Source organism: Devosia sp. Root685 (assembly GCF_001427875.1).
Classification (GTDB): domain Bacteria; phylum Pseudomonadota; class Alphaproteobacteria; order Rhizobiales; family Devosiaceae; genus Devosia.
This window is the reverse complement of record NZ_LMHK01000002.1, coordinates 699,157-712,120: the sequence shown is the minus strand read 5'-3', so window position 1 is coordinate 712,120 and position 12,964 is coordinate 699,157. Positions and strand designations below refer to the sequence as shown.

Below are 12,964 nucleotides of genomic sequence, written 5' to 3'. Positions count from 1 at the left end.
CAATCAGGGAGGAAATCATGAACTTCAAACCAACACTGCGCGGGGCCTTGCTGGCCGGCGTATCCATCGCCGTCATGGCCGGCCCAGCGACGGCCCAGGACCTTGTCCAGGGCGGCAATTTGCGCGTCGGTATTTCGCAGATGGCGCCATCGCCCGACCCGGTGGTCACCACGTTCGGGGTCAACTGGATGACGGCTTCGGTGGTTTGCGAGGCGCTTTTCGGCACCGATGAAGCCTGGACGCCGCAGCCGGTTCTCGCCGACGCCTTTGCCTATAGCGAAGACGGCAAGACGCTGACGGTCACGTTGCGCGAAGGGCTCAAATTCCACTCGGGCGCGGCGCTGACCTCGGCTGACGTTGTTGCCTCGCTCGAACGCTTCAAGGAATCGGCAGGTATCGGCGCGGCCTTCAAGAACGCGGTTGTCAGCATTGCAGCGGCCGACGACAAGACGGTGGTTTTCGAACTCAACAATCCCTCGCCGATCCTGCCGGGGCTCTTGTCCGGCGCGCAGGCCGTGATCATGTCGGCGGCGTCCCTCGAAGGCGCTTCGCCGACCGAAGCCACCAAAGGCCTTGATTGCACCGGGCCCTATACGCTGACCTCGTATCAGCCCGATCAAGGCGCGACCCTGACGCGTTGGGCTGACTATCAGAGCCGCAGCGAACCCTCCTCGGCCTTTTCCGGCGCCAAGCACGCCTATGCCGATGTGATCAATCTGCGCCTGATGCCGGAAGCCTCGGTGCGCCGCGACTCGCTGATCACCGGCGAAATCGACATTGCCATGGAGATGCCGTCCGACTTCTACGATGCGCTGCAGAACGATGCGAATACCGAAGCGGTGGTGGTGCCCAACAACCAGTCGCTGGCCGTGGTCTTCAACACCAAGGACGGCGTTGCTGCCGATGTGAACCTTCGCCGCGCCATCTATTATGCGCTCGAAATGGACTCGGTGATGCTCGCTTCGGTTGGCAATCCCGAATTCTACACGCTTGATCCGAGCTGGATCCCCGATCCCAACTCGTTCTGGTACACGACGGCAGGCGTTCCCGAGGGTTTTGGCACGCCCAATCCCGACAAGGTGAAGGAATATCTGGCCGCTTCGAACTATAAGGGCGAGCCGATCCGCTGGCTGGTGGCTTCCGAGCAGTATCAGAAGCATTTTTTGACCGCGATCACTGCATCCCAGCAGCTCGAGGAATATGGCATCAACGTCGAAATCGTCGAGTCGCCGATGGCCAACTATATCCAGGCCCGCGCCGATGCCGCCCAGATGGACGCTTTCTCAAGCTTCCTGCCGACCTATGTCGACCCCACCTCGATCGCCTTCCTCAATCCGAGCTATCCCGGGTTCTGGACCGATCCGGAAAAGATGGAGCTGATGGACAAGCTGGCGACCACGATCGATCCCGCCGAGCGTAAGGCGCTGTTCGAGCAGGTGCATACCCTCGCCTATGACCAGTTCCCCTGGATCAAATACGGCACGGAAGCCAATATGTATGGCATCCGCAAGGGCGTGGGGAACCCGGCCCGCGTACCCTCGCGCGGCTACGATCTCTATAACGTCGCGCCCCCGGCGGCGAACTGAGCATGAGCGTCACTCAGGCGACATCTCCCGACCGCCTGACCGGTGGTGACGAAGAAGTCTTCGTCACCACCAACAAGTCGGTCTGGCAGCGGCTAATGGCTAACCCGACAGCGGTGGTTTCCATCGCGGCGCTGGTGGTCCTGAGCCTCAGTGCGATCCTGGCGCCCCTTCTGGCGCCGGGTAATCCGCTCAAGGTCACCCCTGCCGACCGTTTCATTCCGCCCGGGCTGGAGCATTTCTTCGGCACGGACAATCTTGGGCGCGACATGTTCAAGATGGTGCTGCATGGCGGCCGCACGTCGTTGCTGGTGGGTCTCATCGTCACCGTCATTTCCATGGGTATTGCTGTGGTGCTTGGCGCCATTTCCGGCTTTTATCGCCAGGTCGATGTGGTGCTGATGCGCCTCGTCGATGGGCTGATGGCTTTTCCCGGCATCGTGCTGGCGACGGCCGCGGCCGGGATCATGGGGCCGTCGATGACGACGGTGATCACCTCGCTCTCCATCGTCCTGATCGCGCCATCGCTGCGCATCGTGCGCGGGCAGGTGCTGGTGGTGCGCGAATTGCAGATGATCGAGGCGGCCCGCTCGGTGGGCGTGCCGACGCTGCGGCTCTTCACCCGCTATATTCTGCCGGCCGTGTCCTCGCCCATCCTGGTGCAGGCGTCGTTCATTTTTTCGGCGGCCGTTCTGGGCGAAGCGGGGTTGAGTTTCATCGGCGTCGGTATCGGCCCCAAGGAACTGAGCTGGGGCAATGCGCTGACCGAGGCGCGCAACTATATTTCGCAGGCGCCGTGGATCGTGCTCTTTCCTGGTCTCGCGCTGATGCTCACCATTCTTGCGCTCAATCTTTTGGGCGACAGCTTGCGCGACGTTCTCGATCCGCGCCTGGCTCGGAGGCGCTGATATGCTGCGCTATCTCTTCAAACGTTTCCTCTTGATCCTGCCCACGATCTTCGTGCCGCTGATCCTGGTCTTCCTGCTGCTGCGCCTCTCGCCGGGCGATCCGGCCGGTATGATGCTGGGCGATCAGGCGACGCCCGAACAGATTGCGGCGCTGCGCACGCAATTGGGGCTGGATCAGCCGATCTGGATGCAGTTCGTGCTCTGGCTCAAGGGCATCGTGACGCTGGACCTCGGCAATTCGATCTTCTTCCGCGAGCCGGTGATGCAGATCATCCCGCGCTATGCCACCGTCACCATTCTGCTGACTTCAGTCGCGCTGGTGCTGGCCGTGGTGATCGGGGTGACGCTGGGGCTGGTTTCGGCGATGAACCGGAACAAGCCGATCGATCGGGGCGTGGTGACGACGGCGGTGCTCGGCATTTCGCTGCCCGAATTCTGGTTCGCACTGCTGCTGATCTTCGTCTTCGCCGTGACGCTGCGGTGGTTTCCGGTGGCCGGGTACAACTCGCCTGATGCCGGGATCATCGCCTTTGGCGCCACGATCTTCCTGCCGGCGCTGGCGCTGGGCGTTCGCCAATCGGCCCTGATGACGCGCATGATGCGCTCGTCCATGCTCGATGTGCTCAATGAACCCTATATCACGACGGCCCGCGCCCAGGGCTTGCCGGAGACGACGGTGCTTGGCCGCTATGCCATGCGCACCGCCGCCATGCCGGTGGTCACCGTGGCGGGGCTGTCGGCCGGCTATATGCTCGGCGGGGCCGTCGCCATCGAGATCATCTTTGCTCTGCCCGGTCTCGGTCGCATGCTGGTCGAGGCGGTCGGCCGGCGCGACTACCCGCTGGTGGAAGGCGGCGTGCTTACGATCTCGCTGGTGCTGGCGGTGCTCAACCTCCTCATCGACCTCGTCTATGCCCTTCTCGATCCCCGGATACGTTATCAATGACCGCGCATAGTGCCCCAATGCCGGCTGAAATCGTGGTGCCGCTGGCCGCGCGCCGAACGGTTCTCGAGGTCGAAAACCTCAGCCTCTCTTTCCGCAATGCCGACGGGCTTTTGCCTATCGTCACCGATGTCTCCTTTTCCATCCGAGAGGGTGAGGCGGTGGCGCTGGTGGGCGAGAGCGGCTGCGGCAAATCCATCACCGCCAGCGCCATCATGGGTATTGCGCCAGAAAATGCCGTTATCGGCGGGCGCATCGTGCTCAATGGGCAGGAGATTTCGGCGCTTGGTCCCAAGGACCGAAGGAAGCTTTGTGGCCGGCATATGGGCTTTATCTTCCAGGAGCCGATGACGGCGCTGCACCCGACGCTCAGCATCGGGCGGCAGATGACCGATACGCTCAAGCACAATCTTGGCCTCAGCCAATCGGCGGCAACGCAGCGGGCAGCCGAACTGCTCGATCGAGTCGGCATTCCCCGCGCCCGGGATATTCTGAGAGGCTATGTGCACGAGCTTTCTGGCGGCATGCGGCAACGCGTGATGATCGCGCTGGCGATTTCGTGCGGACCATCGTTGATCATTGCCGATGAGCCGACGACGGCGCTCGATGTGACCATTCAGGCGCAGGTGCTCGATCTGCTCGAAGACATGCGCCGGGAGATGGATCTCGCCATGCTGTTCATCACCCACGATCTCGAAGTGGTTGGCGATTTCTGTGATCGCGCCGTGGTCATGTATGCCGGCGACGTGGTCGAGCGCGGGCAGAGTGCCGATATTACGCGCCACCCATCGCACCCCTATGCGCGTGGCCTGATCGACGCCGTGCCGGCACATGACGATGGCCGCACGCGATTGACGCCGATCCTTGGGACGGTGCCCCCCGTCGGGCAATGGCCCGAAGGGTGCCGCTTCGCGCCGCGCTGTGGGCGGGCCGACGAGAAATGCCGGACGCGCCCGCGTCTTGAAACCCTGAGCCAAACCGATGTCCGGTGCTGGCACCCGCTGGAGGCAGGCGCATGACCACTGAAACCATGCTGTCCGTTTCGGGCCTGTCGAAGAGTTTCAAGTCGGTCAAAGCCGTGCGCGATGTGAGCTTTGCCATCCCGCGCGGCAAGACTTTTGGCCTTGTCGGCGAGTCAGGGTCAGGCAAATCGACGACCGCGAGGCTGGTCTTGCGGCTCGTCGAGCCGAGCGCGGGCAAGATCGCGTTTCGCGGGCGTGATCTTTCCACATTGTCCTCCTCGGAGCTGCGCCGCGAGCGGCGGCATATGCAGATGATCTTTCAGGACCCGTTCGGTTCGCTCAATCCGCGCATGAGCGTCAGGGATACGCTGGTCGAGCCGCAGTTCGTGCATGGGATCGGTACGGCGGCGGAGCAGCTCAAGACGGCGGAGCGGCTGCTGGCGGAAGTGAGCCTGCCGCGCGCGGCGCTCGATCGTTACCCGCATGAATTTTCAGGGGGGCAGCGGCAGCGCATCGCCATTGCGCGGGCGCTCTCGACCAACCCGGACCTGATCGTCGCCGACGAGCCGGTCAGTGCGCTCGATGTGTCGGTGCAGGCGCAGGTGCTCAACCTGATGCGCGACCTGCAGGACCGGCATGGCACGACCATGCTGTTCATCTCGCACGACCTGCGCGTCGTGCAGTTCATGTGCGACGAAATCGGGGTGATGTATCTGGGCGAAATCGTCGAGCAGGGCCCGCGCGACCGTATCTATAACGCGCCTTCCCATCCCTATACGAAAGCGCTCCTCGCCTCCGTTCCGGGCAAGGGAAGCGGGCAAAGAGCCCGGCTTTCCGGCGAAATCCCGAGCGCCCATGCCGTGCCCAGCGGTTGCGCTTTTCGAACCAGGTGTCCGCATGCTTTTGAGCGCTGTTCCAGCGAAAAGCCGGCGATGCGTGAGATCGGCAATGGCCAGCGGGCGGCGTGTCACTTGCTCGACAAGGCCATGGCGGCATGAGCGCTATAGAGACTATCGAGGTCGCAAGTCGCGAGGCGATCTATCGCGGTGTTCGCAATGTGCGGGGCGATCGGTTTGTCGGTATCCGCTATGCCGAGCCGCCGGTCGGGCCATTGCGGTTCAAGGCGCCGGTGCCCCATGAAGGCCGGGGCATGGTCGATGCCAGCCGCTATGGCTTTGCGCCGCCCCAGCATGTGCGGCCCATGCCCGCCTGGGCGCCGCGGGGCGATGGGTTTGAAACCGGCGAAGATTGTCTCAATCTCAACGTCTTTACGCCCGCGGCCGATGGCAAGCGGCGCCCGGTGATCGTCCACGCCTTTGGTGGTGGCTTTCAGGGCGGCGCGGCGCACGGGACGTTTCATGACGAGGCGGGCCTTGCCAAGCGTGGCGATGTCGTGCTCGTGCGACCCAATATGCGCGTCGGTGCGTTGGGGTTTCTTCATCTCGGCGAGGCCTTCGGCCCGGACTATGCCGCCACCAATCGCGGCATGCTCGATTTCGTCGCGGCGCTGCGCTGGGTGCAGGGCAATATCGGCGCGTTTGGCGGCGATCCCCAAAATGTCACGCTGGTGGGCATGTCATCGGGCTCTTTCACCATTGCGGCGCTGTTTGGCGTTGATGGCGTTGCCGAGCTTTATCGGCGCGTCTGGCTGATGAGCGGGCCGGCGAGCCGGATCATTGCCCACGATACGGCGGCGGCACTGGCCGCGGATTTTCTCGCGCGGGTCGGTGTGGCGGCAGGCGACCGGGCGGCGTTGGAACAGTTGCCGGTGGAAACCATTCTTGCGGCCCAGGACAAAGTGCTGGCCGTGCATCTCGGGGAGCGTAACGCTCCCGGCGGCCGCACTTTCGGTATCGTGCTCGATGAGGTGAGCCTGCAGCGCCATCCGCTCGATGGGCTGGCTTCGGGGCGCTTCGCGGATCATCAGATCGTCGTCGGCTGGGCCCGGGATGAGGCGCGAATGTGGTATGCCTTTGGCATGATGCCCGAGGTTGGCTCGCGCCAAACGCTCCTGGCGTCCATCGCGCGGTTTTACCCCAGCGACGCCGAGGCTCGATTGCAGGCACTCGAAGCCGAGTTTCCCGGGCTGAATTTTACGCGCTACGAGGAGATTTTTCTGTCGCGCGCCATTTACCGCGATCCGGCATTCCGGACCGTTGCCACCCATACGCAACACGGCGGCAAGGGATATTCCTACGAATTTTCGTGGGTCCCCAAATTCGAAAACGGCCGCCTGGGCGCCGCCCATGGCTTTGACGAGCCATTCGTCTTCAACAGCCTCGACAGAGTGCCGCTGACCGAGGGTGATCCGAAAGCCCGCCAACTCGCCGAAGACATGTCGAACGCTCTCGTTCGCTTTGCGAAGGATGGTTCTGCGCTACCCTGGCCGACGGGCATTTCGACATGGCGGGACTTCGCCTGAAGCGCGTCGCGAGGAAGCACGGAAAAACTTAGCCATTGCGCTAAGTTTTTCCCCATGATACTTAGCCTTATGGATCAGTATTCGCTCGATATGGTTTTTCAGGCACTGGCCGACCCAACCCGGCGGGCCGTTATTGGCCGGTTGGGGCGCGGCGCGGCCAGCGTGGGGGATTTGGCGGCGCCATTTGACATGGCGCTGCCCTCGTTCATGAAGCATGTGCATATGCTCGAAGCAGCCGGGTTGATCCACACGCGCAAAGAAGGGCGCGTGCGCTATTGCGAGATCGACGAGGTGCGGCTGGCGGTGGTTGGATCGTGGCTCGAAGAACAGCGCGCCATCTGGGAAAGCCGGACCGACCGGCTCGAACGGTTTGTGGTCCAAAAACAGAAGGAACTGGAATGATGACCTTTCGTCCCGAGACCGATCTCGAAATTACGCGCCTTATCAAGGCGCCGCGCAGCGCCGTCTGGCAGGCCTGGACCAATCCGGACCAGTTTGCGCAATGGTGGATTCCGGCGCCGGCCCTTTGCCGCGTCGTCAAAATGGATGTGCGGCCGGGCGGCGCGCTGCTGACGGAAATGAGCGAAGACGGCGGCGCTTTCGGGCCGCATATGGATGCCTGCTATCTTGCGGCCGAAGAGGGGCGCAAGATCGTTTTCACCAATGCGCTGAGCGGCGGCTGGCGGCCGGCGGCGAGCCCGTTCATGACCGCCGTTATCACGCTCGAGGATCACGACCAGGGCACGTCCTACCGGGCCCATGTGCTGCACAAGGATGCCGAGACGCGCGCCCGGCACGAGGAAATGGGCTTCTTTGACGGTTGGGGCACGGTCGCCGCGCAGCTGGCGGCGCTGGTCGAGCGCTAAAGCGCGCCGCGCCTTAGTAGACCGGGCGGTAAGTGCCGGGCTCGAAGAACTGCATTTCTTCACCGCCGCCTGGCTTGCGCACGAAGGCGCGGATGCAGCCGTTCCAGCGTTCGACACGGGTGGCATCGACGCCCTGCTGGCGCAGATGCATCATGTCAAAATTATCCCGGTCTTCCGCCGACATCTTCCCGCCGACCGAAAAGCCGAACGAAAAGCGCCCGCTATCGAACGCGCCATCGCAAAAGGGCGCGGCCATGGCGCCTCCGGTCAGCAGAACGACAAAGCCGAGTGCGGGAACAAGGTGGCGGATCATTTCAAATCTCCAAAATCACGAACTGTCTGAACGTCAATTGTGGCGTTGCTGCGCCGCGCGGCGCTCCTGCCAGCGAATAATAACGACCACGGTGGGAATGGCAAAGCTGAGCATGAGCAGACGGATGACGTGGTGAGCGGCGATAAAGGCGGTGTCATAGCCAAGGGCAATGCCGAGCGCGCCCATGCCTTCGAGCGCGCCGGGCGATAGCCCGAGCCAGATCTGGCCGAAAGGCATATCGACCAGTTGCGCCACGCCGAGCGTCATCAGGGTGACGATGCCGACGGTCATGGCCGTGGCGATGAGGCCGCCCTTGGCCGCGGCCATGAATTCGCGGCGGGTGATGCCGACGAAGCGGGCGCCGATCATGGCGCCGGTCAGGATGAAGGTGATGATCACCAGCGGGGTCGGCATGGCCTCGGAATAGAGCCCGCCGAGCTTGGCGGCGGTCGCCGCGGCCATGGCGCCGAGCACCATGCCGGCGGGTACCCGTAGCCGGTCGAAAAGCCAGCCCGCAATGACGCAGGCAAGCGCGAGCAGCACCAGTTGCAGCGGCGAGAGAAAGGCGCTGGCCGTCGCCACTTCAAAATGATCGATCGGCAGGAACGTCGCGCCGATCGGCACGGCTATGGTGAGCATCAGGATGCGGATGACCTGAATGATGACGATCTGCCGGGCATTGCCGACCCCGGTGGCGGCTATGCCCATGACGAAGGAGAGATGGCCGGGAAATGAACTGAGATAGGCTGTGCCGGGATCGAGGCCGAAGAGGCGGTTCAGCATCCAGCCGGTGGTTGCGACGATAATGACCAGTTCGATGGCGAGGGCGGCAAGGCTGATCGGCCAGCTTGCGAGCAGCGCCAGACTATCCGGGGCAACGCTGGCGCCCATGGACATGCCGATCAAGACGAAAACCACTGTGCGCAGCCAATCGGGCAGCATGACCGGCACACCCGCCATCGCTGCCACGGTGACCGCGAGCGCGCCGCCCATCAGCCAGCCGGCCGGCAGCCCGAGCAGCGTGGCGAGGCCACCGCCAAGAGCGGAAATAGCCAGCGTCAACAATAGGACGAGGAAATTCTTCGGCTGGGAGAGGGGCATAGCGGAAGGTTGGCGGGCGGGAATGACCTTATCCGCCTACAGGGTCCGCCGGGCTTTGTCACCCGTCTCGGCGCCCAGCGCGATCACTTCGGTCCGTCGCGGACCGCCAGACTTCCCCAAAGGTCTTCCAGATGATTTTCGCGTCGAGCCAGAGCGAGAAATTCTGCACATAAGCAAAGTCGTGGCCGATACGCCGCAGCGCCTTGATCTGGTCGCTGGTGGGGCCGCGGAGGCCCTGGCACTGGGCCCAGCCGGTCAGTCCCGGCCGCATGGACCGGCGAAAGGCGTAGTGTGGCATCAGCTCTTCGTAATCCATGCCGGCCGCAAGCATGCCCGGCACATGCGGCCGCGGACCGACAAGGGACATCTCGCCGGCAAGCACATTGAGCAATTGGGGCAGTTCATCAAGGCTGGCCCGGCGAAGGAAGGCGCCGATGCGGGTGATACGATTGTCGTTGGCGGTCGCCTGGGCGATGCCGGCCGAGTCGCAGCGATCGGCATACATCGAGCGGAATTTGAGAAGCGCGAAGACCTTTCCATCGCGGCCGAGGCGCTCTTGCCGGAAGAGGACCGGACCCTTGTCGGTCCACCTGATGCAAAGAGCGATCACCAAAAAGAGCGGCGAGAGGAAGACGAGACCGGCCAGGGAGAAGGCGATATCCACGGATCGCTTGAGGACCAATGAGACGGCGCGGATCAGGGTGGCCTCGGGGGCGACGGCGCGGCCTTCGTGCCAATGTACTGCAAGGCCGCTCTGACTGCGGGTCAACGTCCGCGGGACATGGACTGGTCGAGGAAAGTTCTGAAAGGCCGGCGAGCGGGAAAAATTCTCCGCTGCCGCACGGTTGATCTTGGGTCCACTTCCATGGGCCGTGCGCTTCATTGACGCTACCCAGTGTTCTTGATGAGATTAACGATTTGTTAACCATGATCAACATCGGGCGCGCATTCTGTCCAGTGCGGAACACTGTATTTGTTTTTGCAGGCCAGCCGAATGGCGATTGCCAAGGTTTGATAAATGTAATTCAATTTTGAAAGGGCAGGGGAGGTTGGTCTGATCATTCCGCGCGCCGAGGCTGAGGCCTATCTTGGTGTATTGACGCGCCATGGCCGGCTGATCGTTTTCGTCACTCTGCTCGCAATATTGGGCGCGCTGTCGGTCACGAGCGTGTTGCGGCCTATTTATACGGCAACCGCGCTGATCGTTGTCGAACCGGCCTCAAGCAATCTACTCGCGCCTGGCGGTGTGGGGCAGATGGATGCGCTCAATAACGGTATCGTAGACGGCATTGTCGAAATCATGCGCTCCGACCCGGTGCTGGCCCGCGCCACGGAGCTGGCCGATCCGTTCGAACTGGCCGATTTTTCCTCGGGTTTCGATCTGCAACCGCTATTTCTGGGTTTTTTCCGCATAGACGCGGAGCCCCTGGCGTCAGGAGAGGCGGGGCGGGCGCAGGTGCTCAAGCTCATGCACAATTCGGTCGCGATCAATCGCCGGGGCCTGAGCCCGGTGATCGCCATTCGTGCCAGTGCCACCTCGCCCGATTTTGCGGCGCGGCTCGCCAATGCCGTGGGCGAAGCGCATATCGCGCTCGAGGTTGCGGCCAAGTCCGCGAACCTGCGCAAGGCACGCGATCTGGTGCAAGTGCAGGTCGAGGGCTTGCGCGGGCACGTCCTGGCGCTGGGCGAGGCGCTGGAGAACCTGAGGGCGGTGGGCGCCGTCGAGCTCGACGGGTCAACCACGAACCTGCAGCCGCAGATCGCCGCCACCTTGCGCAGCCTCAATCTGGCGCGGGACCAGTATCAGCGTCTGTTGCAGCGATCGAGCGAGCTTGAGGAGCAGGCGGGGCTGCAATTGCCCGATGCGCGCCTCGTGGCGCCGGCCTCTCCACCGCCGGATGCCGGCTTTCCCGATACGAAAACCACGCTGGCGGTGTCGGCCCTAGTTGGGCTCGCAGTCGCCCTGGCGCTGGCCTTTACCTTCGATGGGCTGGCGAGCGGGGTGCGCAGCACCGATGAACTGGCCGAGGCCATTGGTGTGGCGACGGCCGTCGCCATGCCGCGGCTCGGTGCAAGCCGTTTCGATGGCACCAGCCATGCCGATCAGGTCATCACCGCGCCGCTCTCGGCGTTTTCCGAAGGCATGCGGACCTTGCAGGTCAATCTGCAGCGCAGCCTCATGTCTAGGGCGGGCGGCCAGGTCGTCTTCGTGCTCTCGCCCGGCGACGGAGAGGGCAAGACGACGACAGCGCTGGGGCTGGCCCGCGCCTTCGATGCGGCCGGACGCAGCGTGCTGCTGATCGATGCCGATGTGCGGTCGGCCGCGCTTCACCGGCATGTCGATGTGCCGCTGGCGGGGGGCTTCGAACAGGTTCTGGCCGGCGATGTGGATATTCGCCAACTCGCGAGCATGGTACGCAAGGATCCGCTCTCAAAGCTCTCGGTGCTGGTCAATTCGGACCGCAGCGCGGTTCCGGCCGAAGTGCTGTTCGGCGGCGCTACATTTGCCAATGTTTTGAGGGGCGTGAGGGCCAGCTACGATATCACCGTGGTCGATATGCCCTCGCTCCACTGGTCGGCGGAAGCCGCCTACATCCTGCCCCATGCCGATGCGGTGGTTCTCGTGGCGAGTTGGGGAAAGACCGAGCGGACCAAGTTGCGCGAAGCGCTGGTGGCGATAAGACAGGCCCATCCCCTGCCGGTGCCGCTGGTGCCGGTGCTGGCGCTGCAGCCAAGTATCATCAGATGGCCGGCGCCGCGCTACGAGCCGGGCTATTCGTCGCGCTAGGATTGTCCGTAGTAGCCGGCATACCAATCGACAAAGGCCGAGACGCCGGTCTCGACGCTCGTTTTTGGCGCAAAGCCGGTAAGGGCTTGCAATAAGGCCGGCGCCGCATGGGTCTGCTGCACATCGCCCTGCTGCATGGGCAGCAGGTTTCGCCGGGCCTTCTTGCCGAGGGCCGCCTCCACCACATCGATGAAGGGCAAGAGGCCGACGGGTTGCCCGCCGCCGATATTGACGCTGCGCCAGGGTGCGACCGGGGAAAGGGAGTCCGTACTTCCCGGTACCTCCACGGGCTGGCCTTTCACCGGCGGCAATGGGATCAGCCGGCTCAGTGCTTCGACGAGATCGTCGATATAGGTGAAATCGCGCTGCATCCGACCTTCGCCATAGACCTCGATCGGCTCGTTCCGGCCGATGGCGGCAACGAATTTGAAGAGCGCCATGTCGGGCCGGCCCCAAGGGCCGTAAACGGTAAAAAAGCGGAAGCAGGTGGTCGGCAGGCCGTAGAGATGGGCATAGGCATGGCTCATCGCTTCGCCCGCCTTCTTGGTCGCTGCATAGAGCGAGACCGGGAAATCGGTGCGGTCGGTTTCGCCAAAAGGCACAGAGGCGTTGCCACCATAGACCGAAGAGGTCGAGGCAAAGAGCAGGTGTTGCGTGCCGGCATGGCGGAGGACTTCGAGCAGGTTGAAAGTGCCGGTGAGATTGGAGTCGTGATAGGTCTGTGGCGCTTCGATACTGTATCGGACCCCAGCCTGGGCCGCGAGGTGAATGACCACATCGGGGGCAAAATCACTGACCGCCGTTTCGAGAGCGGCGCGATCTTCGAGCATGGCCTCAGTAAAGGAAAAGCTGTTCGAGGGGGTGAGCAGAGCGAGGCGCGCGCGCTTCAGCGAGACGTCGTAATAGGCGGTCATTCCATCATAGCCATGCACGCGGTGGCCGTCCGCGAGCAGGCGCCGCGCCAGGTGATAGCCGATGAATCCGGCCGAGCCGGTTATGAAGATCTTCATTCTATCCCCGCGCGTTCTTGTCATCCGATAGCGCAAAACTCCTGAAAATGCGGTTATTTATCCGGAGC

The 12,964-nt window shown here is 63.2% G+C and carries 13 protein-coding genes; 9 read left to right on the top strand and 4 right to left on the bottom strand.

All coding sequences use genetic code 11. The annotated features are described in order from the left end of the window. Positions 1-17 precede the first annotated feature (17 nt). The 8 genes from ASD83_RS11845 to ASD83_RS11810 all read left to right on the top strand — a co-directional run bounded on the left by ASD83_RS11845 (position 18) and on the right by ASD83_RS11810 (position 7,684). A complete protein-coding gene (locus ASD83_RS11845; protein ID WP_056311098.1) occupies positions 18-1,586 on the top strand; it encodes an ABC transporter substrate-binding protein in 1,569 nt (522 codons plus the stop codon). Positions 1,587-1,588: 2 nt separating this feature from the next. Beyond that, positions 1,589-2,491: an ABC transporter permease gene (locus tag ASD83_RS11840; RefSeq protein WP_056311095.1), complete on the top strand. Its 903-nt coding sequence runs from the start codon at positions 1,589-1,591 to the stop codon at positions 2,489-2,491. A gap of 1 nt (position 2,492) precedes the next feature. Then, on the top strand, positions 2,493-3,437 hold the full coding sequence (locus tag ASD83_RS11835; RefSeq protein WP_056311093.1) for an ABC transporter permease: 945 nt from the start codon (positions 2,493-2,495) through the stop codon (positions 3,435-3,437). After that, a complete protein-coding gene (locus ASD83_RS11830; protein WP_244489156.1) occupies positions 3,434-4,453 on the top strand; it encodes an ABC transporter ATP-binding protein in 1,020 nt (339 codons plus the stop codon). The genes ASD83_RS11835 and ASD83_RS11830 overlap by 4 nt, the downstream gene beginning before the upstream one ends. Continuing rightward, positions 4,450-5,394, top strand: coding sequence for an ABC transporter ATP-binding protein (locus ASD83_RS11825; RefSeq protein ID WP_056311087.1), 945 nt, complete (start codon positions 4,450-4,452; stop codon positions 5,392-5,394). Before ASD83_RS11830 ends, ASD83_RS11825 begins: the two co-directional genes overlap by 4 nt. Further along, positions 5,391-6,818 (top strand): carboxylesterase family protein, encoded by a 1,428-nt coding sequence (locus ASD83_RS11820; protein ID WP_056311085.1) that lies wholly within the window; start codon positions 5,391-5,393, stop codon positions 6,816-6,818. The genes ASD83_RS11825 and ASD83_RS11820 overlap by 4 nt, the downstream gene beginning before the upstream one ends. Before the next feature lie 69 nt (positions 6,819-6,887). After that, positions 6,888-7,220 (top strand): ArsR/SmtB family transcription factor, encoded by a 333-nt coding sequence (locus ASD83_RS11815; protein WP_056311083.1) that lies wholly within the window; start codon positions 6,888-6,890, stop codon positions 7,218-7,220. Further along, entirely contained in the window at positions 7,217-7,684 is a 468-nt protein-coding gene (locus tag ASD83_RS11810) for an SRPBCC family protein (RefSeq protein ID WP_200946503.1), read from the top strand. The genes ASD83_RS11815 and ASD83_RS11810 overlap by 4 nt, the downstream gene beginning before the upstream one ends. A 13-nt stretch (positions 7,685-7,697) precedes the next feature. Here the strand turns inward: ASD83_RS11810 and ASD83_RS11805 are convergent, their stop codons facing one another. The 3 genes from ASD83_RS11805 to ASD83_RS11795 are packed head-to-tail and all read right to left on the bottom strand — an operon-like array spanning position 7,698 to position 9,867. Next, positions 7,698-7,997: a hypothetical protein gene (locus ASD83_RS11805; RefSeq protein ID WP_056311082.1), complete on the bottom strand. Its 300-nt coding sequence runs from the start codon at positions 7,995-7,997 to the stop codon at positions 7,698-7,700. 33 nt (positions 7,998-8,030) lie between these two features. Further along, positions 8,031-9,098 (bottom strand): AbrB family transcriptional regulator, encoded by a 1,068-nt coding sequence (locus ASD83_RS11800; protein ID WP_056311080.1) that lies wholly within the window; start codon positions 9,096-9,098, stop codon positions 8,031-8,033. Between the two features lie 58 nt (positions 9,099-9,156). Further along, positions 9,157-9,867, bottom strand: coding sequence for a sugar transferase (locus ASD83_RS11795; protein WP_244489155.1), 711 nt, complete (start codon positions 9,865-9,867; stop codon positions 9,157-9,159). A gap of 327 nt (positions 9,868-10,194) precedes the next feature. On the opposite strand from ASD83_RS11795, the gene ASD83_RS11790 reads away from it, so the two are divergent. Continuing rightward, positions 10,195-11,886 (top strand): tyrosine-protein kinase domain-containing protein, encoded by a 1,692-nt coding sequence (locus tag ASD83_RS11790; protein WP_056311078.1) that lies wholly within the window; start codon positions 10,195-10,197, stop codon positions 11,884-11,886. On the opposite strand, the gene ASD83_RS11785 is transcribed toward ASD83_RS11790, so the two are convergent. Then, positions 11,883-12,896, bottom strand: coding sequence for an NAD-dependent epimerase/dehydratase family protein (locus ASD83_RS11785; protein WP_056311076.1), 1,014 nt, complete (start codon positions 12,894-12,896; stop codon positions 11,883-11,885). The genes ASD83_RS11790 and ASD83_RS11785 overlap by 4 nt on opposite strands. Between the last annotated feature and the right edge of the window lie 68 nt (positions 12,897-12,964).

Coding starts and splice junctions, on each gene's coding strand:
- ASD83_RS11840 (WP_056311095.1), top strand. CDS start 1,589: ATGAGCGTCACTCAGGCGACATCTCCCGACCGCCTGACCGGTGGTGAC.
- ASD83_RS11830 (WP_244489156.1), top strand. CDS start 3,434: ATGACCGCGCATAGTGCCCCAATGCCGGCTGAAATCGTGGTGCCGCTG.
- ASD83_RS11800 (WP_056311080.1), bottom strand. CDS start 9,098: ATGCCCCTCTCCCAGCCGAAGAATTTCCTCGTCCTATTGTTGACGCTG.
- ASD83_RS11785 (WP_056311076.1), bottom strand. CDS start 12,896: ATGAAGATCTTCATAACCGGCTCGGCCGGATTCATCGGCTATCACCTG.
- ASD83_RS11820 (WP_056311085.1), top strand. CDS start 5,391: ATGAGCGCTATAGAGACTATCGAGGTCGCAAGTCGCGAGGCGATCTAT.
- ASD83_RS11815 (WP_056311083.1), top strand. CDS start 6,888: ATGGATCAGTATTCGCTCGATATGGTTTTTCAGGCACTGGCCGACCCA.
- ASD83_RS11805 (WP_056311082.1), bottom strand. CDS start 7,997: ATGATCCGCCACCTTGTTCCCGCACTCGGCTTTGTCGTTCTGCTGACC.
- ASD83_RS11825 (WP_056311087.1), top strand. CDS start 4,450: ATGACCACTGAAACCATGCTGTCCGTTTCGGGCCTGTCGAAGAGTTTC.
- ASD83_RS11845 (WP_056311098.1), top strand. CDS start 18: ATGAACTTCAAACCAACACTGCGCGGGGCCTTGCTGGCCGGCGTATCC.
- ASD83_RS11810 (WP_200946503.1), top strand. CDS start 7,217: ATGATGACCTTTCGTCCCGAGACCGATCTCGAAATTACGCGCCTTATC.
- ASD83_RS11835 (WP_056311093.1), top strand. CDS start 2,493: ATGCTGCGCTATCTCTTCAAACGTTTCCTCTTGATCCTGCCCACGATC.